20 protein-coding genes and 4 tRNA genes are annotated in these 23,618 nt (G+C 59.4%); 15 read left to right on the forward strand and 9 right to left on the reverse strand.

Annotated elements, in window-relative coordinates; all coding sequences use genetic code 11:
* Positions 1 to 137: ATP-binding protein (locus HHJ18_RS11455; protein WP_296913941.1), on the forward strand; the 137-nt coding region annotated here is incomplete at its 5' end.
* Between the two features lie 10 nt (positions 138 to 147).
* Here the strand turns inward: HHJ18_RS11455 and HHJ18_RS11460 are convergent.
* The 5 genes from HHJ18_RS11460 to hpnC form a co-directional block, all read right to left on the reverse strand.
* Positions 148 to 324, reverse strand: a complete 177-nt coding sequence (locus HHJ18_RS11460) for a hypothetical protein (protein ID WP_296915393.1) — start codon at positions 322 to 324, stop codon at positions 148 to 150.
* Positions 325 to 364: 40 nt separating this feature from the next.
* On the reverse strand, positions 365 to 757 hold the full coding sequence (locus tag HHJ18_RS11465) for a hypothetical protein (protein WP_296915394.1): 393 nt from the start codon (positions 755 to 757) through the stop codon (positions 365 to 367).
* Between the two features lie 8 nt (positions 758 to 765).
* Positions 766 to 1,203: a hypothetical protein gene (locus tag HHJ18_RS11470; RefSeq protein WP_296915396.1), complete on the reverse strand. Its 438-nt coding sequence runs from the start codon at positions 1,201 to 1,203 to the stop codon at positions 766 to 768.
* Positions 1,204 to 1,295: 92 nt separating this feature from the next.
* On the reverse strand, positions 1,296 to 1,859 hold the full coding sequence (locus tag HHJ18_RS11475; RefSeq protein WP_296915398.1) for a DUF2867 domain-containing protein: 564 nt from the start codon (positions 1,857 to 1,859) through the stop codon (positions 1,296 to 1,298).
* Entirely contained in the window at positions 1,856 to 2,785 is a 930-nt protein-coding gene (gene hpnC / locus HHJ18_RS11480) for a squalene synthase HpnC (protein WP_296915400.1), read from the reverse strand. The genes HHJ18_RS11475 and hpnC overlap by 4 nt, the downstream gene beginning before the upstream one ends.
* Positions 2,786 to 2,976: 191 nt before the next feature.
* On the opposite strand from hpnC, the gene HHJ18_RS11485 reads away from it, so the two are divergent.
* From HHJ18_RS11485 to HHJ18_RS11535, 11 genes are all read left to right on the forward strand, one after another.
* Positions 2,977 to 4,146: an efflux RND transporter periplasmic adaptor subunit gene (locus HHJ18_RS11485; protein WP_296915402.1), complete on the forward strand. Its 1,170-nt coding sequence runs from the start codon at positions 2,977 to 2,979 to the stop codon at positions 4,144 to 4,146.
* Positions 4,147 to 4,153: 7 nt separating this feature from the next.
* A complete protein-coding gene (locus HHJ18_RS11490; protein WP_296915404.1) occupies positions 4,154 to 7,519 on the forward strand; it encodes an efflux RND transporter permease subunit in 3,366 nt (1,121 codons plus the stop codon).
* A 113-nt stretch (positions 7,520 to 7,632) separates the two neighbouring features.
* Positions 7,633 to 7,719, forward strand: a tRNA-Leu gene (locus HHJ18_RS11495).
* 112 nt (positions 7,720 to 7,831) lie between these two features.
* On the forward strand, positions 7,832 to 9,142 hold the full coding sequence (gene tig / locus HHJ18_RS11500; protein ID WP_296915416.1) for a trigger factor: 1,311 nt from the start codon (positions 7,832 to 7,834) through the stop codon (positions 9,140 to 9,142).
* Positions 9,143 to 9,234: 92 nt separating this feature from the next.
* A complete protein-coding gene (clpP, locus tag HHJ18_RS11505) occupies positions 9,235 to 9,891 on the forward strand; it encodes an ATP-dependent Clp endopeptidase proteolytic subunit ClpP (RefSeq protein WP_296915417.1) in 657 nt (218 codons plus the stop codon).
* A 115-nt stretch (positions 9,892 to 10,006) separates the two neighbouring features.
* Complete coding sequence (clpX, locus tag HHJ18_RS11510) at positions 10,007 to 11,272, forward strand: ATP-dependent Clp protease ATP-binding subunit ClpX (protein WP_296915419.1); 1,266 nt, start codon at positions 10,007 to 10,009, stop codon at positions 11,270 to 11,272.
* A gap of 131 nt (positions 11,273 to 11,403) precedes the next feature.
* Positions 11,404 to 13,833 carry an endopeptidase La gene (gene lon / locus HHJ18_RS11515; protein ID WP_296915421.1) on the forward strand — a complete coding sequence of 810 codons (2,430 nt, stop codon included), beginning with the start codon at positions 11,404 to 11,406 and terminating at the stop codon, positions 13,831 to 13,833.
* A 63-nt stretch (positions 13,834 to 13,896) separates the two neighbouring features.
* Positions 13,897 to 13,972: transfer RNA gene (locus HHJ18_RS11520), tRNA-Gly, on the forward strand.
* A gap of 150 nt (positions 13,973 to 14,122) precedes the next feature.
* Positions 14,123 to 14,196, forward strand: a tRNA-Cys gene (locus HHJ18_RS11525).
* Between the two features lie 66 nt (positions 14,197 to 14,262).
* Positions 14,263 to 14,355, forward strand: a tRNA-Leu gene (locus HHJ18_RS11530).
* 59 nt (positions 14,356 to 14,414) lie between these two features.
* The gene (locus HHJ18_RS11535) at positions 14,415 to 15,047 is read left to right on the forward strand and encodes a DUF6806 family protein (protein WP_296915423.1); all 633 of its coding nucleotides are present in this window, start codon (positions 14,415 to 14,417) and stop codon (positions 15,045 to 15,047) included.
* Here HHJ18_RS11535 and HHJ18_RS11540 read toward each other — a convergent pair.
* Positions 15,044 to 15,727 (reverse strand): TetR family transcriptional regulator, encoded by a 684-nt coding sequence (locus tag HHJ18_RS11540; RefSeq protein WP_296915425.1) that lies wholly within the window; start codon positions 15,725 to 15,727, stop codon positions 15,044 to 15,046. The two genes, HHJ18_RS11535 and HHJ18_RS11540, sit on opposite strands and share 4 nt — an antisense overlap.
* A gap of 174 nt (positions 15,728 to 15,901) precedes the next feature.
* On the opposite strand from HHJ18_RS11540, the gene HHJ18_RS11545 reads away from it, so the two are divergent.
* The 3 genes from HHJ18_RS11545 to HHJ18_RS11555 are packed head-to-tail and all read left to right on the forward strand — an operon-like array spanning position 15,902 to position 21,866.
* Positions 15,902 to 17,188, forward strand: a complete 1,287-nt coding sequence (locus tag HHJ18_RS11545; protein ID WP_296915427.1) for an efflux RND transporter periplasmic adaptor subunit — start codon at positions 15,902 to 15,904, stop codon at positions 17,186 to 17,188.
* 12 nt (positions 17,189 to 17,200) lie between these two features.
* Positions 17,201 to 20,398, forward strand: coding sequence for an efflux RND transporter permease subunit (locus tag HHJ18_RS11550; RefSeq protein ID WP_296915429.1), 3,198 nt, complete (start codon positions 17,201 to 17,203; stop codon positions 20,396 to 20,398).
* The gene (locus tag HHJ18_RS11555) at positions 20,391 to 21,866 is read left to right on the forward strand and encodes an efflux transporter outer membrane subunit (protein ID WP_296915430.1); all 1,476 of its coding nucleotides are present in this window, start codon (positions 20,391 to 20,393) and stop codon (positions 21,864 to 21,866) included. Before HHJ18_RS11550 ends, HHJ18_RS11555 begins: the two co-directional genes overlap by 8 nt.
* Before the next feature lie 183 nt (positions 21,867 to 22,049).
* Here the strand turns inward: HHJ18_RS11555 and HHJ18_RS11560 are convergent, their stop codons facing one another.
* The 3 genes from HHJ18_RS11560 to HHJ18_RS11570 all read right to left on the reverse strand — a co-directional run bounded on the left by HHJ18_RS11560 (position 22,050) and on the right by HHJ18_RS11570 (position 23,617).
* On the reverse strand, positions 22,050 to 22,259 hold the full coding sequence (locus tag HHJ18_RS11560; protein WP_296915433.1) for a DUF3079 domain-containing protein: 210 nt from the start codon (positions 22,257 to 22,259) through the stop codon (positions 22,050 to 22,052).
* A gap of 121 nt (positions 22,260 to 22,380) precedes the next feature.
* Complete coding sequence (locus HHJ18_RS11565; protein WP_296915435.1) at positions 22,381 to 22,827, reverse strand: c-type cytochrome; 447 nt, start codon at positions 22,825 to 22,827, stop codon at positions 22,381 to 22,383.
* An 85-nt stretch (positions 22,828 to 22,912) separates the two neighbouring features.
* The gene (locus HHJ18_RS11570; protein WP_296915436.1) at positions 22,913 to 23,617 is read right to left on the reverse strand and encodes a hypothetical protein; all 705 of its coding nucleotides are present in this window, start codon (positions 23,615 to 23,617) and stop codon (positions 22,913 to 22,915) included.
* Position 23,618: the final 1 nt, after the last annotated feature.

The raw sequence follows: 23,618 nt of genomic DNA on the forward strand, positions 1-23,618 counted from the left end.
CGGCCATGACGCTGGCTGCGGTTGACCGGCTGGTGCATCACGCAACCATTCTGGAGATGAACGTGGAGAGCTACCGCCGCCGCGCCGCACAGGCGGGGCATGCTCCGCCTGCCAGAAAGGCCCGTTCAACAACGTAACCAGTTCCATTCATTCCCCGCTTCCACCGGCCAGGATAGTTGTCGCCGAGCGGTCAAGATAGTTGACGTCGACCACGTTACCGGCTTTTAGAGCATCAATAAGGCCAAAGCCACTTGAAATTAAGTCACCAGTCTTATTGACACTAAAAAAAGCCTCTGCGGCCATTTGTAGATCGGCATACTTCAACAATTCGGCTGTAGTTGGTGTTGTCGTTTTTTAGCTCTCTTTATTTGGATGGTTTGAGTACTTTTTCTACGAACCGTGCTGCCTGATATGGCTGAGCGCTTGAACCATGTTTATCTGCAAATTGCGGACAGGCGTTATTGGCGGCAAACAACCAAGGTGATCGACCACCAGCCTGGCTCCCCTGCGCCCAGTCCACCATGTAGCCGATCCGTTCAGCAATAACTTCGTTGGTTTGCAGATCAATCACTTTCAGAGAGCTGCCTGCAATCCAGTATTCACGTTCTTCACGGGTGGAGATATCGTCATATGTCACGCCATAGCGGGGCGGTTTGCCAGAGGCAGGCGCACGATCCAGAACGAACCGATAAATGTTCGAGTCAAAGTTTGGGTTGCGTTTGAGATCGATTCGAACGTTGGGTGCATTCGCATCCATACGGCCTGTCACTTTAAAACACCTGTAAATCGATACTGCTGCCCATCTTTTGGATCTTTGGCTTCAATATAAGGATAGCCTCTAGGTCGCGTTGGCAAGTCGGCACTAGGATTTTCAACATGCGTAGCTGCATACTGCCCAAGAATAAAGCTTTCAATGTATCCAAGACCCCCCAAATCCCGCCCATACGGGTCATCCATCCTGAATTGATCGCCGTAATTAATATCACTGGGCCTCAGTTTGAGCAGATAAACTCCCTCCACACCCTCCACCGTCCGGTAAATCTTCTCCCCCGCCACCTTGCACCGCTCCTGCCACATCGCCATGGCTTTGGCCTGCCGTTCGCTGGGCTGGGCTGCACGGGGGCTGCTGGTACAGACCACCGGCAGCAGGGCCAGGCTCGGCAGCGGAGCAAGCCATTGGATGCGTTTGGCATTGGGCTTCATGCCGCTTGGCCCCTTGCGGCTTTTTGAGCTGGAGTACCGGCTTTGTGGCAATTCGTTACGTTACGTTACGTTATTGGGGTCAGGTCTTGCATTCATACTTTTTTCACTCCAATTTCAAAACCCGGCAGGCTCTTGGCAACCGCCCGGCTCGCCCGGCGCGTAATAGCGGGCGCTATCACTTTATGCGCCGGTCCAACAAAGGTCATGTAAACGCAGCCCAGGGTGTTGTGAATATGGACGACGGTGCTGATGGTGAGTTTGTCATGCGTGGTGTCATGGCTTTGCTTGAGCACTGACAGTTGCACCAGCAGGTGTTTGTCATCGTCTTGCAAAACCAGTTCGCTGGCCGACACGCTGACCACTTCAAACAAGCCCATGCGCTGGCCTGGCACGGCGGTGGCGCTGCGCGCGGCGGGCACGTTGGAGATGGCGCCTGCGTCTTTCAAGCCAAACGGTTGAACCAACCTGTTGCGCAGCCACATCAGGGCATTGACCCAGCCCGGAGTTTGCCGGGCCACGGCACAGTAAATTTCGGTCGCGCTGAGGTCTGATTTAGGCACCAGCGTTTCGTAGGCATCTGCAAAATCAGCGTCGTGCTGTGTGGGTGTGAGCTGGCAATTGGCGGGTAAAGGGACAGCGCGGGTGATGGAGGTCATGTTTTCCATTGGATGAGCGCCTTCCAGACAATCAGTAAGGCATCCCCTTTGCCAAGTGCGGGGCGCCGGGTGAGTGTGGCGTAGTTCATGGCTTCTATCTTGTCCAGAATACGCAGCCCGCCCTGAATGACGCAGCGCAATTCAAGCGCGGCTCGCCAGCCCGTGAAACCACCCAGCCGCCGACCGACCGTGGCCGGGAGTTCAGAGCCTTTTAGCATGCCAGCCCTTGCAGTACGGGCGCAGTCAGCTATCAAATTAATAGTGTTCTGCTTGCTTTCCAGGCGCAGCAGCTGGGCTTCGTCAACGCCGTGCCTGACCCAGGCGTCGGCCGGCAGGTAGATGCGCCCGCGTGGAATGTCGACGCTGAGGTCTTGCCAGAAATTGATGAGCTGCAGGGCGCTGCAGATGCAGTCGCTTTGCTGGAGCGAGGCCTTGTCATGCACGCCGTACAGGTGCAGCAGCAGCCGGCCCACCGGGTTGGCTGAGCGCGCGCAGTAGTCCAGCAGTTCGGCCGTGCTGGCGTAGCGCTGCTTAACGACATCCTGCTCGAACGCGCTGAGCAGGTCGGCCAGCAAAGAAACGGGCAGGGCGAACTGCGTGATCATTGGGCCCAGCCGCGTAAATACTGCGGCCCAGCGCGGCGAAGGCGCCTCGCCGGCCGCGGTAGCCAGCAGGTCGGCGCGGTAGGCTGCCAGATCGTCCAGGCGCGTTTGCGGTGCAGCGTCGCCTTCGTCGGCGATGTCGTCGGCGGTACGGGCGAACCAGTAGATGGCGGTGATGGCCGGGCGCAGCCGCGGCGGACACAGCCAGGAAGCCACCGGAAAGTTTTCGTAGTGGCTGACGCCTGTTGCGGCCAGTGTTTCGGCTAGTGGTTGAGACAGCGGTTCGTCGAGCGGTTTGGCTAGCGGTGGAGGGCCTTGATGCATGGCGTGGATTGTCGCTTGACAAGTTTTCCCGATTCCCCTAGATTACTAACCAGTCAGTCAGTAGCTGTGTTGCCGGGGCCTGTTTCGGCCTCGTTTATCAAGCCTCGCTTAAGTGCCAAACCGCTGCTGAACCGATTTCCCCTAATCTGCTTCCCCCGAGCTCTCATCGGATATTTCAGTCGAATCAGATCATGAAAAAAACTGTCTTTATGCTGGCCGGCGCAGCGCTGGTGCTGGCCGCCTGTTCACCAACGGCGCCACCCGATGAACCGGTTCGTGCCGTGAAAGTGCTGACGGTCGGTAGCGCCAGCATCGCTGCCGGCGACGAGTACGCCGGGGAAGTCCGGGCCCAGGTTGAGTCCAGGCTGGGTTTTCGGGTGGGTGGCAAGATCATCAAGCGGCAGGCTGAACTGGGACAACGCGTCAAGGCCGGTCAGGTGCTGGCACAACTCGATCCGCAGGATTACAAACTGGCTGCCGATGCGGCGCGCGCGCAGGTTGCCGCCGCAGCTACCAACCGGGACTTGGCGGCGGCTGATTTCAAGCGCTACAAGGCGCTGATGGAGCAGAACTTCATCAGCGGCGCAGAGCTGGAACGCCGCGAAACGGCCTTCAAGGCGGCCCAGGCGCAGCTCGAGCAGGCCCGCTCACAGCTTGCCGTGCAAGGCCATCAGGCCAGCTATGCCGCGCTGCTGGCCGATGTCTCGGGCGTCGTGACGGCCGTAGAGGCCGAGCCCGGCCAGGTGGTGCCGGCCGGCACGCCGGTGCTGCGCATTGCGGCTGACGGCGTGCGCGATGTGGTGTTTTCGGTGCCGGAGGACAAGCTGGCCGGTATCCGGGTAGGCGCGCCCGTCAAGATCAGGTTGTGGGCGCAAAACACCGAGCTGCCGGGACGGGTGCGCGAGGTGGCCGCCAGCAGCGATCCGGTGACGCGCACCTACCCAATTAAGGTGTCCATCGACGCCAAGGAACCGCCCGCACTGGGCGCCACGGTCTACGTGCTGCCGGCGCTGGCAGGCGGCGCAGGCGCAGCGGTCATCAAGCTGCCGACCACGGCCTTGTTCCAGATGGGGCAGTCCACGGCCGTGTGGCTGCTTGACCCGGCCAGCATGACCGTCAAGGCGCAGGTAATAGAGCTTGCCGCCACCGATGGCAACGACGTCATCGTGACCGCAGGCCTGCAGCCGGGCATGCGGGTGGTGAGCGCGGGCGCGCATGTGCTGTCAGCCGGACAGAAAGTCAGTATTTACCAGTCAAATAGGGCTGTAGCCCATACAGGACGGGCGCAAGCAGCTCCTGATTTAATAGCGAAACCGAGCCTGTCCGGGCCTGCCGCCAGCGCTGCATCGGCCGCGAAGTGAGGCCGGCATGACGCAGACAAGCAATCACAGCGGCGCGCCTGCCGGTAACGACGGCGGCAAAGGAAACGGCAACGGCAACGGCAATCCTCGCGCCGACCGCTTCAACCTGTCGCGCTGGGCGCTTGAGCATCCGGCGCTGACACGCTATTTGTTGCTGGTGCTGCTGCTGATGGGTTTTGTCGCCTACTTCCAGCTCGGACAGGATGAAGACCCGCCCTTCACCTTTCGCGCCATGGTGGTGCGCACCAACTGGCCGGGCGCCACTGCGCAACAGGTGGCCGAGCAAGTCACCGACAAGCTGGAGCGCACGCTGCAGGAGGTGCCCTACGCCGACAAGATCCGCAGCTACTCCAAGCCGGGCGAGTCGCAGATCATTTTCCAGATCAAGGACTCCTCCCGGGCCAGCGAAGTGCCCGGCGTCTGGTATGCGGTGCGCAAGAAAATCGGTGACATGCGCGGCACCTTGCCGGCCGGCGTGCAGGGGCCGTTCTTCAATGATGACTTTGGTGATGTCTTTGGTGTGATTTACGCGCTGGAGTCCGACGGTTTTAGTTACGCCGAAGTCAAGACCTTTGCCGACGAGGTGCGCCAGCAGCTGCTGCGCGTGCCCGACGTCAGCAAGGTCGAGCTGTTTGGCGTGCAGGATGAAAAAGTTTTCATTGAAATCTCGCAGAAACGGCTGGCGCAGCTCGGGTTGGACCTGAACCAGGTGCTGGCGCAGTTGGGCCAGCAAAACGCGGTGGAGCCGGCCGGGGCGGTGCAGACCCCGCTGGATGTGGTGCAGGTGCGGGTGGCGGGCCAGTTTGAGGCGATTGAGCAGTTGCGTGCCATGCCGATTCGCGGCGCCGGCTACGGCGCTGGCAGTACGGCCGCGGGCAGCCAGTTGCGGCTGGCGGATATTGCCGACATCAAGCGCGGCTACAGCGACCCACCGGTGGTCAAGGTGCACCACCAGGGCAAGGAGGTGATTGCCCTGGGCGTGTCGATGCGCAAGGGTGGCGACATCATTGCGCTGGGCCAGTCGCTGGCCAAACTGTCCGCCGGCCTGGGCAGGACGCTGCCGGCCGGCATCAAGCTGGTCAATGTGCAAGATCAGCCCCAGGCGGTGACCCGATCCGTCAACGAGTTCGTCAGCACGCTGATTGAGGCGGTGCTGATTGTGCTGGCCGTCAGCTTTGTCAGCCTGGGCCTGCATAAACGCCCAGCTGCGGCGGGCGACCAGAGCGCTGCCCGGTTGCCGCTGTGGCGGTGCTATTACATCGACATGCGGCCCGGCCTGGTCGTGGGCATCACCATTCCGCTGGTGCTGGGCATGACATTTGTCGCCATGTGGTACGCCGGCATCGGCCTGCACAAGATATCGCTGGGCTCACTGATCATTGCGCTGGGCCTGCTGGTCGACGACGCCATCATTGCCGTCGAGATGATGGTGCGCAAGATGGAAGAAGGCTACGACAAGGTGCGCGCCGCCACCTTTGCCTACGAACTCACCGCCATGCCCATGCTGACCGGCACATTGATCACCGCCGTCGGGTTTTTGCCGATCGGCCTGGCCAGATCGGTCACCGGTGAATACACCTTTGCGATTTTTGCGGTGACTGTGATTGCACTGGTGCTGAGCTGGATCGTCTCGGTGTACTTCGTGCCTTATCTGGGCACGCTGCTGCTCAAGCCGCCGCCGGGCCGCCCCAAGGCGGCGGCCCCCCCGGGGGGCAGCGACGCACACGCAGTGGCGAGCGTGGGGGCGAACCTGCCGCCGCATGTGAAGGAGGTGGCCGAGGGGCATGACAGGCCGCACGAGATGTATGACAGCGCGTTTTACATGCGTTTTCGCCGGACGGTGAACTGGTGCGTGCAGTACCGCTGGATCACGATTGGCGCGACGCTACTGATTTTTGCGCTGGGCATCGTCGGCATGGGCCGGGTGCAGCAGCAGTTTTTTCCCGACTCCAGCCGTCCCGAAATCATGGTGGACCTCTGGTTTCCCGAGGGCACCTCGTTTGCCGCCAATGAACTGACCGCCCAGCGCGTGGAGCAGCGCCTGATGCGCGAGCCCGGCGTGACGTCCGTGAGCACTTGGCTGGGCTCGGGCGTGCCACGCTTTTATCTGCCGCTGGACCAGGTCTTTCCGCAAACCAATGTGTCGCAGATGATTGTGTTGCCGAAGGACCTGAAGGTGCGCGAGTCCCTGCGCATCAAGCTGCCAGCCTTGCTGGCAACCGAGTTTCCCGAGGTGCGCGGCCGCGTCAAGCTTTTGCCCAACGGGCCGCCGGTGCCATATCCGGTGCAGTTTCGCGTGGTGGGACCAGACCCGCTGGTGCTGCGCGAGCGCGCCGACGAAGTCAAGGCGCTGATGCGGGAAAGCGGCAACACGCGCGGTGTCAACGACAACTGGAATGAATCGGTCAAGGTGCTGCGGCTGGAGGTGGATCAGTCGAAGGCGCGGGCCCTCGGCGTGACCAGCCAATCGATTGCGCAGGTCTCGCGCACCATTTTGGCGGGTACGCCGGTGGGCCAGTTCCGCGAAGGCGACAAGTTGATTGACATCGTCTTTCGCCAGCCGCTGGATGAACGCAATGCGATGACCGATCTCGGCAATGCCTATTTGCCGACGGCCTCGGGCAAGATGATTCCGCTGACCCAGATCGCCAAACCGGTGTTTGGTTGGGAGCCCGGTGTGATGTGGCGCGAAAACCGAGATTACGCCATCACGGTGCAAAGCGACATCGCCGAAGGCCTGCAGGGCGCCACCGTGACGCAGCAACTGCAGCCCAGGCTAAAAGCGCTGGAAGCGAAGTGGCAGGGCAGCGGCCTCGTTGGCTATCGCATCCAGGTGGCCGGTGCGGTGGAGGAAAGCAGCAAGGGGTCAGCCTCGATCGCTGCGGGGATTCCCGTCATGCTATTCCTGACCTTCACGCTGCTGATGCTGCAGTTGCAGAGCTTTAGCCGCGCGGTGCTGGTGTTTTTGACTGGGCCGCTGGGGATTGCCGGCGTGGCCGGCGCCTTGCTGCTGCTGGGTCGGCCCTTTGGCTTTGTTGCTTTGCTGGGCGTGATTGCGCTGATGGGCATGATCCAGCGCAATTCCGTGATCCTGATTGACCAGATCGAGCAGGACCGGGCGCGCGGCGTGCCGGCCTGGGACGCGATTGTCGAGTCGGCGGTGCGCCGCTCGCGCCCCATCGTGCTGACGGCCGCCGCTGCGGTGCTGGCCATGATTCCGCTGTCGCGCAGCGTGTTTTGGGGCCCGATGGCCGTCGCCATCATGGGCGGCCTGGTGGTGGCAACCGTGCTGACCTTGCTGACACTGCCGGCCATGTACGCGGCCTGGTTTCGCGTCAAGCGCGATGTGAGCGGGCTGCCGGCAAGGGCGTGACGGCATTCGCCAGGGTCCTCCAAGGGAGTTCTGATCGATACAGGCTAAAATCCAAAGTTGACCGATTTCAGGCGGGAGTTCGAAGTGTTCGAATTCCCGTTGTTATTTCAGGCGCGCGGGTGGCGAAATTGGTAGACGCACCAGGTTTAGGTCCTGACGGTAGCAATACTGTGCGGGTTCGAGTCCCGCCCCGCGCACCAACCCTGAGGCCTTGCTGGCGCAATCGTGCGTCCAGGCCTGCAGGAGTTGCTGCATCGCCGCAGCAAGTCAGGGCAAGCCCTGTTTTGATACTTTTGATTTTAGGAAACCATCATGGCCGTGACTGTTGAAACCCTTGAAAAGCTCGAGCGCAAAATGACGCTGACGCTGCCCCTCAATACCATTCAGTCGGAGGTCGATTCCCGTTTGAAGCGCCTGGCCCGGACCGTGAAAATGGACGGTTTTCGTCCCGGTAAGGTGCCAATGACCGTGGTGGCCCAGCGCTATGGCTATTCGGTGCATTACGAAGTCATGAACGACAAGGTTGGCGAAGCGTTTTCGGTGGCGGCCAACGAAGCCAAGCTGCGCGTTGCCGGCCAGCCCCGCATCAGCGAAAAAGAAGGCACGCCCGAGGGCGAACTGGTGTTCGATGCTGTTTTTGAAGTCTATCCCGACGTCAAGATCGCCGATCTGGCTGGTGCGGAAGTCGAGAAAGTCAGCGCTGAAGTCACCGATGCGGCCATCGACAAGACCATAGACATTTTGCGCAAGCAACGCCGCACCTTCGCCCAGCGCGCGGCCGATGCGCCCGCGCAAGACGGTGACCGTGCCACCATTGATTTCGAAGGAAAGATCGACGGCGAAGCCTTCGCTGGTGGCAAGGCCGAGGCTTTCCAGTTTCTGATCGGCGACGGCCAGATGCTCAAGGAATTCGAAGAGGCCGTGCTCGGCATGAAAAGCGGCGAAAGCAAGACCTTTCCCCTGAGTTTTCCAGCCGACTACCACGGCAAGGAAGTCGCCGGCAAACAGGCGGATTTCCTGGTGACCGTGAAGAAAATCGAGGCGGCGCATCTGCCTGAAGTCAACGAAGCGCTGGCCAAGTCGCTGGGCATTGCCGATGCGAGTGTGGAAGGTCTGCGCGCCGACATCAGGAAAAACCTGGAGCGCGAAGTCAAGTTTCGGCTGCTGGCTCGCAACAAAACCGCCGTGATGGACGCCCTGGTGGCCAAGGCCGAGCTCGACTTGCCCAATGCAAGCGTGCAGGCCGAAGTGGACCGCATGATTGAAGGCGCCAGAGCCGACCTGAAACAACGCGGCATCAAGGACGCGGACAAGGCTCCAATTCCTGACGACATCTTCCGTCCGCAGGCCGAAAAGCGCGTGCGCCTGGGTCTGGTCGTCGCCGAACTGGTGCGCTCCAACGACCTCCAGGCCAAGCCCGAGCAGCTTAAGGCCCATATTGAAGAGCTGGCTGCCAGCTACGAAAAACCGCAAGAAGTGGTGCGCTGGTACCTGAGCGACAACCGCCGCATGGCTGAAGTGGAAGCGGTCGTGATTGAGAACAACGTGACCGATTTCGTCTTGGGCAAAGCCAAGGTCACCGATAAAACCGTCTCATTTGACGAGTTGATGGGCCAGAACTGATTCCGCCCTGCGACTGCTGATGTTTTGGGGCTTGTGCTTTGCGGCACAGGCCCCAATTTATTTAGGTACAGTACAAATATCTTTGGAGAAACATGATGGTCCGAAACAGTATTTACGGCGGCGCCTACGTCAGCCCGCAAGCCGCCAGCCAAGAAGTGCAGGGCCTGGGCATGGTGCCGATGGTGATCGAGCAATCCGGCCGGGGCGAGCGCTCGTATGACATCTACTCGCGCCTGCTCAAAGAGCGCGTCATTTTCCTGGTCGGTCCGGTCAATGACCAGACTGCCAATCTGGTGGTGGCGCAATTGCTGTTCCTGGAAAGCGAAAATCCAGACAAGGACATTTCCTTTTATATCAACTCACCGGGCGGTTCCGTGACGGCTGGCATGGCGATTTACGACACCATGCAGTTTATCAAGCCGGATGTATCCACCCTTTGCGTGGGCATGGCGGCCAGCATGGGCGCGTTTTTGCTAGCGGCGGGCGCCAAGGGCAAGCGTTTTACGCTGCCCAATTCGCGCGTGATGATTCACCAGCCCTCTGGTGGCGCACAAGGCCAAGCTTCGGATATTGAGATTCACGCCCGTGACATCCTGAAAACCCGGGACCAGCTAAATCGTATTTTGGCGGCCAATACCGGCCAGACCATTGAGAAAATCGAACGCGACACCGAGCGTGACTATTTCATGTTTGCCGAAGAAGCCAAGGAATACGGTGTTGTCGATCAGGTCATCTCCAAACGCCCCTGAGTAAACAAGCTTAAGTTGCCTAGCAACAACGGCGTTTTCTGTAACAGAAGCGCCGTTTTTTATTGGTTATCATTGGGCAATAGTTATCTCACGGCACCTTAAAGGCATCCCAACAATGGCCGAGAAAAAAGGCTCCTCTAGCGAAAAGACCCTGTACTGCTCCTTCTGCGGTAAAAGTCAGCACGAAGTCAAAAAACTGATTGCAGGGCCATCTGTCTTTATTTGTGACGAGTGCATCGATTTATGTAATGAAATCATTCGTGACGAGCTGCCCGCTGGCGCCGATGTACGCGAAACGCGCAGTGACTTGCCGACACCGGCCGAAATCAAGTCGACGCTGGACGGCTACGTGATTGGTCAAGAGCCTGCCAAGCGAACGCTCGCCGTCGCCGTGTACAACCATTACAAGCGCCTGCGGCACAAGGAAAAAGCCAAAAAAGATGATGTGGAATTGACCAAAAGCAATATTTTGCTGATTGGCCCCACCGGTTCGGGCAAGACGCTGCTGGCGCAAACTTTGGCCCGCACGCTGAACGTGCCTTTTGTCATGGCCGACGCCACGACCCTGACCGAAGCCGGTTATGTGGGTGAGGATGTTGAAAACATCATTCAGAAGTTGCTGCAGAGCTGTAACTACGAAGTCGAGCGCGCCCAGCAGGGAATCGTTTACATTGACGAAATTGACAAGATTTCGCGTAAATCTGACAACCCTTCGATCACCCGTGACGTGTCGGGCGAAGGTGTGCAGCAAGCCTTGCTCAAGCTGATTGAGGGCACGATGGCGTCGGTGCCGCCGCAGGGCGGGCGCAAGCATCCGAACCAGGATTTCCTGCAAGTCGACACCACCAATATTCTCTTCATCTGCGGGGGTGCTTTTTCCGGATTGGAAAAAGTCATTGAGAACCGCACCGAGGCCTCCGGTATCGGTTTTGGCGCTGCCGTCAAAAGCAAAAAATCGCGTACCCTCACTGATGCATTCAAGGAAGTTGAGCCGGAAGACCTGATCAAGTTCGGCCTGATTCCCGAATTGGTGGGCCGCATGCCGGTGGTCGCCACATTGGCCGAACTGAGTGAGGATGCGCTGGTGCAGATTCTGACTGAACCAAAGAATGCGGTGGTCAAGCAGTTCAGCAAACTGCTCGCCATGGAAGGTGTGGATCTGGAGATTCGGCCCTCCGCGCTGAAAGCCATCGCCCGCAAGGCGCTCGCCCGTAAAACGGGTGCGCGCGGGCTGCGCTCCATCCTGGAGCAATCGCTGATTGACACCATGTTTGACTTGCCAAATACGAGCAATGTGGACAAAGTGGTAGTCGATGAGTCGACGATTGAAGAAAACAAGGCGCCTTTGCTGGTGTACCGCGAAACTGCCAAGAAGGCCTGAACGCCACACAGAGTTCTTCAGGCGTGCTTGAAAAGTGGCTGCCGTGCCCCACGTCTAGTTCTGACCACGTTGCGCGTGACCATGAGAGCGGTTTTCGCGTTTTGTCTAACGTCTAAGCTTTAAGGTTTTATATGTCCGGACAAACTTCATTGCCTTCCACCCCCATCGACCTGCCTTTGTTGCCTCTGCGCGATGTGGTAGTTTTTCCGCACATGGTGATTCCGCTGTTCGTCGGTCGCCCCAAAAGCATCAAGGCCCTGGAATCGGCCATGGAAGCCGAGCGCCGCATTATGCTGGTGGCTCAGAAGGCCGCTGCCAAGGACGAGCCCTCGGTGGAAGACATGTTTGAGGTCGGTTGCGTGGCGACGATCTTGCAGTTGCTGAAGCTGCCCGACGGTACCGTCAAGGTGCTGGTAGAGGGTCAGCAGCGTGCCAGGGTCAACAGGATTGACGAAGGCGAGCAGCACTTCAGCGCCAACCTCACGCCGGTTGAACCCGTCGTGGTGATTGGCGGCGACAAGAGCAGCGAAACCGAAGCCTTGCGCCGCGCCGTGATGCAGCAGTTTGATCACTATGTCAAACTGAATAAAAAAATTCCTCCGGAAATCCTGACATCGATCTCCAGCATTGACGATGCTGGTCGATTGGCTGACACCATTGCAGCCCATTTGCCGCTCAAGCTTGATGCCAAGCAGGTGATTTTGGGTCTCGACAACGTCAAGGCCCGTCTCGAAAACCTTTACGAGCAGCTTGAGCGCGAAGTTGACATCCTCAATGTCGACAAGAAAATTCGTGGTCGCGTAAAGCGTCAGATGGAAAAGAACCAGCGCGACTTCTACCTCAATGAGCAGGTGAAAGCCATCCAGAAAGAACTGGGTGAGGGCGAGGAGGGCGCGGACATTGATGAGATCGAGAAAAAGATCAAGGCCGCCAAGATGCCGCAAGAGGCGCGCAAAAAAGCGGAGAGCGAACTCAAGAAACTCAAGCTTATGTCGCCCATGTCAGCCGAGGCGACAGTGGTGCGCACCTACATCGAAGTCCTGACGGGCTTGCCATGGAGCAAGAAGACCAAGATAAAGCACGATCTGGTCAACGCCGAGAACGTACTCAACGAAGACCACTACGGGCTTGAAAAAGTCAAAGACCGCATTGTGGAATACCTCGCTGTGCAGCAACGCGTGGACAAACTCAAGGCGCCGATACTTTGCCTCGTGGGACCTCCGGGCGTGGGTAAAACCTCGCTGGGGCAGTCGATTGCCAAAGCGACGGGACGCAAGTATGTGCGCATGGCGCTGGGCGGTATGCGTGACGAGGCAGAAATTCGGGGTCACCGCCGCACCTATATTGGCGCCTTGCCCGGCAAGGTGCTGCAAAGCCTGGCCAAGGCGGGCACGCGCAATCCGCTGTTCCTGCTTGACGAGATCGACAAACTGGGCACCGACTTCCGCGGCGATCCATCCAGCGCCTTGCTAGAGGTGCTCGATCCTGAGCAAAACCACACCTTTGGCGATCACTACGTCGAGGTGGATTTTGACTTGAGTGATGTAATGTTCGTGGCGACCTCGAATTCGATGAATATTCCTCCCGCCTTGCTGGACCGCATGGAGGTCATTCGGCTGGCGGGTTACACGGAAGATGAAAAAACCAACATTGCCATGCGCTACCTGCTACCCAAGCAGTTGAAGAACAATGGCGTCAAGGAAACCGAACTCGATATCACCGAGCAGGCCGTGCGTGACATCGTGCGCTATTACACGCGTGAGGCCGGCGTTCGCTCGCTGGAGCGCGAGCTCTCGAAGATTTGCCGCAAGGTGGTGAAGGGCATCCAGCTTAAGAAAATGACGCCCAAAGTGGTCGTGGGGCCAGACAACCTCAACGAATTTCTGGGTGTTCGCAAATTCGATTACGGCCGTGCGGAGCAGAAAAATCAGGTGGGCCAGGTAGTCGGACTAGCGTGGACCGAAGTCGGGGGCGATTTGCTGACTATTGAGGCCGCCGTCATGCCGGGCAAAGGCGTAATCACGCGTACTGGCTCGCTCGGCGATGTTATGAAGGAATCGGTGGAGGCTGCCCGCACGGTGGTGCGCAGCCGCGCCAAATTCCTCGGCATCAAGGATGAAATGTTTGAAAAACGTGACATCCACATCCACGTGCCCGACGGTGCCACGCCTAAAGATGGCCCGAGCGCGGGTGCGGCCATGACCACAGCCTTTGTTTCTGCGTTGACCGGTATTCCGGTGCGCGGCGACGTCGCGATGACGGGAGAAATTACCCTGCGTGGCGAGGTGACGGCCATTGGAGGGCTTAAGGAAAAACTGCTGGCGGCTTTGCGGGGTGGCATCAAGACCGTACTGATCCCGCAGGACAACGCCAAGGATTTGCAGGAGATTCCGGACAACGTGAAAAGTGGTCTGGAGATCGTGCCGGTGAAATGGATAGACCAGGTATTGCAGGTGGCCCTTGAGCGTCAGCCCGTCGCACTGCCCGATGAAGATGCTGCCGTAGCGGCCCCGTTGCCGCTCGCGGCACCTGCCGAAATTGCGGGAACAGTGAAACATTAAATCAAGATTCTTCAGCGGCCCCGCTAAGGCGTTGAAACTGAGCTATAATTTGAGACTGAAATCGCGGGAGTAGCTCAGTTGGTAGAGCGCAACCTTGCCAAGGTTGAGGTCGAGAGTTCGAGACTCTTCTCCCGCTCCAATTTAAAGGGCAGCACTTCAAAATGCTGCCCTTTCTTATTGGAGTAATCGGTTGTAGTAGATAGAATCTGGACGGATGGAATTTTGAGTTGTCAGATGGAGTCATTAAGTCGGTAAGGCAAGCGAGCTTTGCCGCATCAGACAGAAACAAGGCGCGGTAACAAAGCGGTTATGTACCGGATTGCAAATCCGGCTAGCCCGGTTCGACTCCGGGCCGCGCCTCCAAAAAGTCATTGCCTTCAGCCCCAAGCATTGGGGCTTTTTTGTTTCACAATACTGTATTACGCTCTGGCCTGAGTGGTGAAATAGGTAGACACAGCGGACTTAAAATCCGCCGCTTCGTGAATAGCGGGCGTACCGGTTCGATTCCGGTCTCAGGCACCATTTACCACCGTTGACCCAGACAACAGGCGTTCTCTTGAAAACTGGGTAAGATAAATTCTATGGCCCGCTACAACACACCTTTTGAAATTCACGTCCACGGTGAGGTGCCTCTGCGTGCGGACGTCAACTTTGACCAGTTGCAGGAAGCGCTCAGGCCACTGTGGAAGTACGCCGGCTCCAAATCTCTGGCTGCGGGCGCTGCCAGTGCCTATGAAGAAGAGCCCGGGATTCAGTTTGATGTTCACAAGCACTTGCTGAACATCTGCTGGACCGTGCCGGGTGACGAGGATTTCCGTCAGGCGCTCGACGAAATGTGCATGGGCCTCAATGATCTGGCTGAAGCGGGTGCACCGATTGAAGTCACTTTTTACGATTCGGACTTTGACGAGGAAGAGGGCGCCGATGACGACGAAGCGCGTGATGACTTTGCCATGTATTTCGTAGGTCCCACGCCAGCCGCCATCATGCAGGTTCAGCGCGACTTGCTGGTGCAAGACATGATAGGTCTGCTGGAGCGGCATTTTGATGGCTCGGAGCTTGGCGAAGTCGTCGCGGCGGTCGACCGGTTGTTCGAGCAGCGCTTTGATGCCTTGGTCAATTCCATGCAACTCGGTAAGCCGCCGCGCGGATTGGGCGGCCCCCAGGGCGGTTCCGGCCATGGAGGCGGTCGCAAGCCACGTCACCTGCACTAGGCAAATTCAGCGGCTGACCCGGCCGGGAGTGCCGGGCAGGCTTCGTTGGCAAAGCCTAAACCGCGAAGATAAACGTTCATCGCTCCCTTGCCAACTTCCAGAAGATTAAAAGCTTGTGGGTCTAGCAGCCAGTTTTGTATCAGCCCATCGATCAGGGCGTGCAAGCCCTGCGCCGCCACTGAGGCAGCCAGAGGCAGTTGCAGGCCGGTCTGACGCGACGCCGCGTTCATGCTTTGTTCAATGCGGTCCAAAAAACCATTTCGGACGGCCAGATGCCGAAGCCGGACGGCCTGAAGTTCTTCCACGTATTCCACTTTCTGTGTCGCGACCTCGAGTACCCGGCGGGTTTGCGCGTCGGTGGCGATCTGCTGCAGGGCTTGGGTGGTGGCAAGCCGTATTTGATGAAGCGCGTTTTCGTCGGAATTATTAACCGCCCCGGCATCGGCATGTCCGGGGTTGAAAGACGCCTCCATCGGCAGCGTCACCCGCTCCATCATGGCGTTGAACAAGTCGGCTTTGTCCTTGAAATGCCAGTAGATAGCACCCCGCGTGGCGCCAGCGCGCCGGGCAATGTCCTGCAGACTGGTGCGCGACACCCCTTGTGCCTGAAACAGGTGTTCAGCTGCATCCAGCAGCTTGTTGCGGGTTGCCAGTGCTTCTTCTTTGGTTCGACGGGCCAATGCTGTCTCCTGAAAACCGATTCCTTAACAGAACTACATACATTCATAAATGTATGTAAACTATATCACTCGTAAAAACCCTTGCATTCTTCGGTTTCGACGCCCGTGCTTCGCCTTGATCTCAAAGGCAGCACTAATTCCTCTGCGCTTCCCTTCAAAAATTCCAGGAATAGCATGCCTACGTTTCGCGTTGTCCATTCATGTGTGTCGCCCCAAGTTATGCGCCGTCCGCTGCTGCTGCTGGCGATTGCCGCGCTTTCATTGCTTTTGGCGGCGTGTGGCAAAGGCGGCAATGCCCCTCCGGGTGTTGGCGCTACGCCGCCGCCGGCGCAGGTCGGTGTCGTGATGGTGACGCCAGGCGATGTCGGCCTGGTGACCGAATTGCCCGGTCGGCTCGAAGCCTCGCGAGTCGCCCAGGTCAGGGCGCGCGCTGCCGGAATTTTGCAAAAGCGGCTGTTCCGCGAAGGCAGTGACGTGAAAGCGGGTCAGGCGCTGTTCAGCATCGACGCCGCTCCTTATGCCGCGGCAGCGGCCAGCGCCAAAGCCGGTCAGGCGCGTGCTCAGGCCAACCTGGTGCTGGCCACCGGGCTAGCCGAGCGCTACAAACCGCTAGTGGAAGCCAATGCCATCAGCAAGCAGGAATACGCCAATGCCGTTGCGGCGCAAAAACAGGCTGAAGCCGACGTCGCTGTCGGCAAGGCCAGCGTGCAGACGGCCAGCATCAATCTTGGTTATGCCTCTGTCACGGCACCGATCTCGGGCCGCATAGGCCGGGCGCTGGTGACCGAAGGCGCTCTGGTCGGGCAGGGCGACGCGACCCAGCTCGCAGTGATCCAGCAGATCAACCCGATGTACGTCAACTTCACGCAGTCCGCGTCGGAGGTGATGAGGTTGCGCGCCGCGATGGACAGCGGTCAGTTCAAGCGTGCCAGCGGCGCGGATGCGGCCAGCGTGCGCATTGTGCTCGAAGACGGCACCGAATATGCGCAAGCGGGTCGTTTGCTTTTTTCTGACCTGACTGTTGATCCCACCACGGGTCAGGTGACCTTGCGGGCTGAGGTGCCCAACCCCGGCGGCCAGTTGCTGCCAGGCCTGTATGTGCGGGTGCGGCTGGAGCAGGCCCAGGCGACCAATGCCATCACACTGCCGCAGCAGGCTGTCACGCGCACGGCGCAGGGCGATTCGGTGATGGTGGTGGGCGCTGACGGCAAAGTCGCGCCACGCACCATCAAGATAGGCTCGGCCAAAGGCGCGCAATGGGTCGTACTGGAAGGCCTGAAAACCGGCGAGCAGGTAATGGTCGATGGTTTCCAGAAGCTGCAACCCGGCGCAACAGTTAAGCCCGTGCCCTGGCAGCCTGGTGGTGCCGCTGCTTCGGCGTCTTCCGTTACCGCCGCAGCCCCGGCTGCCAGCGCTGCGGCACCCGCTGCTTCAGTGACTGCTTCTTCGGCTGCGAAGTAAGGAGCACCGCGCATGGCCAAATTTTTCATTGATCGGCCGATCTTTGCCTGGGTGATTGCCCTTTTCATTCTGGTGGTAGGCAGCGTGGCGGTCACGCAATTGCCAATTGCCCAGTACCCGCCGGTAGCGCCTCCGTCGATTGTGGTGACAGCCAGCTATCCAGGGGCTTCGGCCCAAACGCTGGAAGACAGCGTGCTGAGCGTGATCGAACGCGAAATGAACGGCGCCCCCGGCCTGATTTATATGGAATCGGTAGCGCAGGCCAACGGCACCGGCAACATTACCCTGAGTTTTGAAACTGGTACCAATCCCGATCTGGCGCAAGTGGACGTGCAGAACCGCCTGGCGCGCGCCTCGCCGCGCCTGCCCCAGGCCGTCACCCAGCAGGGTGTGAGGGTTGACAAGGCTCGTTCCAACTTCCTGCTGTTTACCATTCTTTCCTCCACCAACCCGGCGATTGATCCGGTGGAACTGGGCGACTATGCTTCGCGCAATGTCATCCCCGAACTGCAACGCTTGCCCGGCGTTGGCCAGGCCCAGCTGTTTGGTACCGAGCGCGCCATGCGCATCTGGATTGATCCGGCCAAGCTCGCCGCTCTGGCGCTGTCGGCCTCCGATGTGACAAACGCCATCCGCGCGCAAAATGCCCAGATTTCGTCCGGCACGATAGGCGACTTGCCCAATGTGGCGGGGCAGGGCATCGCGGCCACGGTGGTCGTCAACGGCCAGCTCTCCAGCGTCGAACAGTTCGGCAACGTGGTGCTGCGCGCCAACATCAATGGCTCTACCGTGCGCCTCAAAGATGTGGCCCGCATAGAACTCGGCGCGCAGGCCTATGCCACCTCGGCGCGCCTTAACGGCAAGCCCTCCACCGGCATTGGCGTGCAGCTCACGCCCAGCGGCAACGCGCTGGCCGCCGCCAAGGCCGTGCGCGACAAGATGGAAGAGCTCACGCCTTACTTTCCGCCGGGCGTGAGCTACGTCATTCCTTACGACAGCTCGCGCTTCGTCAGTATCTCGATGCGCCAGGTGGCGGAAACGTTGGTCGAAGCGGTGGTGCTGGTGTTTTTGGTGATGTTCCTGTTTCTGCAAAACTGGCGCTACACCATCATCCCGACCATCGTGGTGCCGGTGGCCTTGCTGGGCACCTTTGCCACGCTGCTGGCGTTGGGCTTTTCCATCAACGTGCTGACCATGTTCGGCATGGTGCTGGTGATCGGTATCGTGGTCGACGATGCCATCGTCGTGGTAGAAAATGTCGAACGCATCATGAGCGAAGAAGGCTTGTCGCCGCTGGAGGCGACGCGCAAGGCCATGGGGCAAATTTCCGGCGCCATCATCGGCGTCACCGTGGTGCTGATCTCGGTGTTTGTGCCGCTGGCGTTCTTTGCCGGCTCGGTCGGCAATATTTACCGTCAGTTCTCCGCGGTCATGGTGTCGTCGATTGCGTTTTCAGCTTTTCTCGCGCTGTCGCTCACGCCCGCCCTGTGCGCCACGCTGCTCAAGCCGGTTGAAGCCGGTCATCACCATGCCAAAAGCGGATTTTTTGGCTGGTTTAACCGCGGCTTTTCGCGCACCGCCAAAGGCTATGAAGGACTGGTCGCGCGCTTGCTTAAGCGCGCCGGCCGCTACCTGATTATTTATGCTGCAATCATTGGCGTGGTGGTGCTGCTCTACACGCGCCTGCCAACGTCTTTTCTTCCCGGGGAAGACCAGGGCACCATGCTGGTCAACATCCAGCTGCCGCCGGGTGCCACGCAGGAGCGTACGCGCAGTGTCATCGAACAGGTCGAAGGCTTCATTCTTAAGCAGCCTGAAGTGCAAAGCATGGTCGGCGTGATGGGTTTCAGCTTCTCCGGTCAGGGGCAAAACGCAGCGCTGGCTTTCGTCACGCTGAAAGACTGGTCTGAACGCAAGGAAAAAGGGCAGTCCGCAGAGGCGCTGGCCGGACGGGCCTTCGGCGCCTTGTCAGGCATCCGCGACGCTTTCATCTTCCCCTTGAGTCCGCCGCCGATTCCTGAACTCGGATCTGCCAGCGGCTTTACCTTCCGCCTGCAAGACCGTGCCAGTGCCGGCCACGACGCCATGCTGGCGGCGCGCAACCAACTGCTAGGCATGGCCTCAAAAAGCCCGCTGCTGGCGCAAGTGCGGCCCGATGGCCTGGAAGACGCGCCGCAGTTGCAGATCGACATTGACCGCGACAAGGCCAACGCCCTGGGCGTGAGCTTTGACGCCATTAACAGCGTGCTGTCGACGGCGCTGGGTTCGAGCTACGTCAATGACTTTCCGAACCAGGGGCGTTTGCAACGTGTAGTGGTGCAAGCCGATGCGCCAGCGCGCATGCAGCCGCATGACCTGCTCGAACTGAATGCCAGCAACCGGCAGGGCCAGCAGGTGCCGCTGTCGGCATTTGCCACGACGCGCTGGGTCAAGGGCGCGATGCAGACCATTCGCTACAACGGCTACCCCGCGATGCGCATCAGCGGTTCCGCAGCACCGGGCTACAGCACCGGCGCCGCCATGGCCGAAATGGAAAAACTCGCAGCCCAGTTGCCGCAGGGCTTTGGCTATGAGTGGACCGGCCAGTCACGCGAAGAAAAGCTGGCAGGCTCGCAGGCCATCATCCTGTACGGCTTTGCCATCCTGGCGGTGTTTTTGTGCCTGGCCGCGCTGTATGAAAGCTGGTCCATCCCGATGGCGGTGATTCTTGTGGTGCCGCTCGGCGTGCTGGGCGTCTTGCTGGCCACCTTGCTGCGCGGCTATGCCAATGATGTGTACTTCCAGGTCGGCCTGATCACCATCATCGGCCTGTCCTCCAAAAATGCCATTTTGATCATCGAGTTTGCCAAAGATCTGCAGGCGCAAGGCAAGGGCGTGATCGAGTCGGCACTGGCCGCTGCGCATCTGCGCTTCAGGCCTATTGTCATGACATCGCTGGCCTTCACGCTGGGGGTGCTGCCGCTGGCGATTGCCACCGGCGCGAGTTCGGCCAGTCAGCGGGCCATCGGTACCGGTGTGATGGGCGGCATTTTGACCGGCACTGCGTTGTCGGTCATTTTTGTTCCGATTTTCTTTGTCGTGGTGCGCGGCCTTTTCAAAGGCAGCGAGCGGCAACGAAAAATTTATTCCAGGCATGCGCAAGACGCAGGCATAGAGGCAGAGGGCGGGCGTGAAGAAAATGGAAGCATCAAAGGTGCAGCGCATGAATAAGTGCAGGCTCCCGCAACTTCTGACGGCAGGCGCGCTGGCGCTGCTGGCGGGGTGCTCGATGATTCCTGCCTTTGAGCGACCCGCAGCGCCAGTGGCGGCCAGCTATCCGGCCTACGGCAGCGCCGCCCCCACTGCTGACGCGGCACCGGCATCCGCCGTGGCCTGGCAGGACTTTTTTGCCGACGCCAAACTGCGGCGCCTGATCGCGTTGTCACTGGACAACAACCGTGACTTGCGCGTGGCGGTGCTCAACATCGAGCAGGCCAAGGCCCAGTATCAGATCCGCCGTGCCGATCAGCTGCCCACGGTGAACGGTGTGCTCAGCGGCTTACGCACGCCTGCGGCCAATGGTGGTAGCACCAAGGTGTACAGCGTCGGGCTGGCGGTGACTGCGTATGAGATTGATTTCTTCGGCCGCGTCAACAGCCTGAAGGAAGCGGCGCTGAGCCAGTACCTGGCAAGCGAAGAGGGTCGCAAGACTGCGCAAATCAGCCTGATCGCTGCAGTGGCCAATAGCTATCTAAGCATTCTGGCCGACGAGGAGTTGCTGGACATCACGCGCCAGACCCTGATAACGCGCGAAGATTCCTTGAAACTCAGCAAGCTGCGCTTTGACAGCGGCGTGACCTCCGAGCTCGACTTTCGTCAGGCCGAGTCGCTGCTGGAGGCTGCGCGCGTGGCCTATGCACAGCAGCAGCGGGCGCGAGCGCTTGATGAAAATGCGCTGACCCTGTTGGTAGGCCAGCCGCTGGGCAGTGATCTGTTGGGCGATTTACCCAGCAGCCCCAGCGCTGTCGCGCAAGCCATGCCGCTGGCGCAAGCCCAACCCATGGCCGATGTGCCCGCCGGCCTGCCTTCCGACTTACTCATCAGCCGGCCCGACATCCGCCAGGCTGAGCAATTGTTGCTGGCCTCCAATGCCAATATTGGCGCTGCCCGCGCAGCCTTCTTCCCGCGGATTTCACTGACGGTGGGCGCCGGCAGTGCCAGCGGCCAACTGTCGGGGCTGCTGAAAAGTGGCTCCTGGGGTTTCACGATGGCGCCGCAACTGTTGCTGCCGATTTTTGACGCCGGGCGCAACCAAGCCGGGCTGGATTCGGCCAAAGTAGGCCGCAACATCGCCATCGCGCAGTACGAAAAAGCCATACAAACCGCGTTTCGCGAAGTCGCCGATGCGCTGGCCACGCGCACCACCCTGGTCGATCAGCTGCAGTCGCAGCAGGCGCAGGCCAATGCGGAGGCGATCCGCTTCAAGCTGTCCGACCTGCGCTACCGAAATGGTGTTGCCAGCTACCTTGATCTGCTAGATGCCCAGCGCTCGCTGTTCAGCGCCCGACAGGCCGTCGTGCAGACCCGCCTGGCGCAGCTGCAAAGCCAGGTCACGCTGTACAAAACGCTGGGGGGCGGCTGGAAGGAGGCTGATCAGGGCGCGCCGAGCTTGCGAACGGGCCATCCAACCAAACCTTGAGCGGCCGCCAGCTGGTCGGCCCCAAGCCCCAACCGGCACAGCGCAGCGGTTATATCAAAAAAAACCATCGTTTATGCCTGTAGCCCAATGAATACGGGAGCTAGCAGCTATTAAAAGTATAGCATTCAAACCGTCGACTGCGGTTTCAATGCCGACGCAAAGTCAATGCGCGCTTCGCTCCCGTCAGGGGTCAGTAGCTAAGGGCGGTATTGTTGCAACCACCACTTCTGTTCCTTGTTTGTTGCCCCACTCCAGCCAGTCCTCCCCAAAAAGTTCACACGGGTGGGGCGCGCGTTCGTTCGAGCATGCAAGCGAGTCGGCTGGGCAAAACTTGTCACAGCCCCAACAGATTCGCTCAGGATTGGCTGGATGAATGGGAAATTTTTTAGTCATTTCCAGGGGGAGAAATTAAGTCTATGGGGTTAGCGTGCGCTGGCGTTATACCTCTGATGCACAGGCAAGCATGGATTGCAAGAGCAGCATGCGTTCGAGTTGACCAGCGCGCCAGTCAAGGTCAGTTCACTTTGCTGACCATGTAGTCAACCGCAGCGTTCATTTCGTCATCTTTCAAGGCTGCGTTTCCGCCGCGCGCCGGCATCGTGTTGATGCCTTTAATGGAGTTGGCATAAAGCGTGTCCATTCCCTTGGCGATACGCGGCGCCCACATGGCCTTGTCGCCTAATTTTGGTGCGCCCAAAACGCCTGCACCATGACAAGCCGAGCAAGTGGCTGTGTAAATTTTTTCGCCTTTAGCCAGAACTTCAGCGCTAGGCGCCGGGCCCTTGGCTGCGGGTGCAACCGGTGGCGCCGCAGCAACTGCCGGAGCGGGTGTGGGGTCCGGCGCTGTAGCCGCAGGCGTCACCGCGGCCGGCGCCGTTGTTTGGCTGGTCGGAGAGGATTTGTCGCCGCATCCGGCCAAGGCCGCAGCGATCACGAGCGGCAAAATTTTGTAGACATTCATGAGTGAGTTCCTATTGGGTTAAAAAAGTTGAGACAGCAGAAAAATTATTGCCGGCAAAACGCCGGATGGGGCGGTGCGCTTTTGCTCAGTCATTGAAGCTGGCAACGCCATCTGTTGCAGCATGTCTTGTTGAGGCAGGCGCAGCCCCGAGCGTTTTCAATAAAGGATCTTGCAGCAGCAGATCAAGCAGCCCGGAAAGGTTTGGCCAGCAGTCCGTGTCAGCAGATGTCGCTACGGCAAGCACAAGCGTGCCATCTTCGCCGTGCAGATGGCGTGGAAAAGTCGTGCAGTCAGGGTGCGTTGGTGCGGTATCGATCCGCAACTCGGCATCACGCCAACGCCACATGATGGAATACTCTTGGGCGCTGAAATAGCGCACTTCCACGCTCAGGCCGGTATCGAACGAAAACATCAGCGCGTCTTGCGCAAGCCGTACTGGCTCAGCAAGGCGCAAGGCGTAATGGCTTTGCAGTTTTTCCTTGAGCCCCCAATGCACGCTGATGGACGGTATTTCGGACTCAGGCGCGTGCGTTAACTGCGACAGCATCTCTGCCCTGATCTGCATGCGGGTTTGCTCAAGAATCAAGGCACTAAGGTACAGCTCATAGGCGGGATGTTCGGCAACAGACGCGTGCCTGATTTTTGCAAGCAACTCCGCTTCGCTGCCGACGGCGTAACGCTGCAACACCGCCTTGCGTGACTCACGCAGCTGGTAGTTGATTTCCGAAAACAGCGCCTGCAGCGCTTCCGGGCTCATGTCGGCCTTCGCCATGTGATTTGTGCGGTCCAAG

The organism is Polaromonas sp., assembly GCF_012927455.1.
Taxonomy (GTDB): Bacteria; Pseudomonadota; Gammaproteobacteria; order Burkholderiales; family Burkholderiaceae_C; genus Polaromonas.

Coding starts and splice junctions, on each gene's coding strand:
- HHJ18_RS11550 (WP_296915429.1), top strand. CDS start 17,201: ATGGCCAAATTTTTCATTGATCGGCCGATCTTTGCCTGGGTGATTGCC.
- HHJ18_RS11535 (WP_296915423.1), top strand. CDS start 14,415: ATGGCCCGCTACAACACACCTTTTGAAATTCACGTCCACGGTGAGGTG.
- HHJ18_RS11545 (WP_296915427.1), top strand. CDS start 15,902: ATGCCTACGTTTCGCGTTGTCCATTCATGTGTGTCGCCCCAAGTTATG.
- HHJ18_RS11475 (WP_296915398.1), bottom strand. CDS start 1,859: ATGACCTCCATCACCCGCGCTGTCCCTTTACCCGCCAATTGCCAGCTC.
- HHJ18_RS11555 (WP_296915430.1), top strand. CDS start 20,391: ATGAATAAGTGCAGGCTCCCGCAACTTCTGACGGCAGGCGCGCTGGCG.
- lon (WP_296915421.1), top strand. CDS start 11,404: ATGTCCGGACAAACTTCATTGCCTTCCACCCCCATCGACCTGCCTTTG.
- HHJ18_RS11485 (WP_296915402.1), top strand. CDS start 2,977: ATGAAAAAAACTGTCTTTATGCTGGCCGGCGCAGCGCTGGTGCTGGCC.
- clpX (WP_296915419.1), top strand. CDS start 10,007: ATGGCCGAGAAAAAAGGCTCCTCTAGCGAAAAGACCCTGTACTGCTCC.
- HHJ18_RS11490 (WP_296915404.1), top strand. CDS start 4,154: ATGACGCAGACAAGCAATCACAGCGGCGCGCCTGCCGGTAACGACGGC.
- HHJ18_RS11565 (WP_296915435.1), bottom strand. CDS start 22,827: ATGAATGTCTACAAAATTTTGCCGCTCGTGATCGCTGCGGCCTTGGCC.
- tig (WP_296915416.1), top strand. CDS start 7,832: ATGGCCGTGACTGTTGAAACCCTTGAAAAGCTCGAGCGCAAAATGACG.
- clpP (WP_296915417.1), top strand. CDS start 9,235: ATGATGGTCCGAAACAGTATTTACGGCGGCGCCTACGTCAGCCCGCAA.
- HHJ18_RS11470 (WP_296915396.1), bottom strand. CDS start 1,203: ATGAAGCCCAATGCCAAACGCATCCAATGGCTTGCTCCGCTGCCGAGC.
- HHJ18_RS11465 (WP_296915394.1), bottom strand. CDS start 757: ATGGATGCGAATGCACCCAACGTTCGAATCGATCTCAAACGCAACCCA.
- hpnC (WP_296915400.1), bottom strand. CDS start 2,785: ATGCATCAAGGCCCTCCACCGCTAGCCAAACCGCTCGACGAACCGCTG.
- HHJ18_RS11560 (WP_296915433.1), bottom strand. CDS start 22,259: ATGACTAAAAAATTTCCCATTCATCCAGCCAATCCTGAGCGAATCTGT.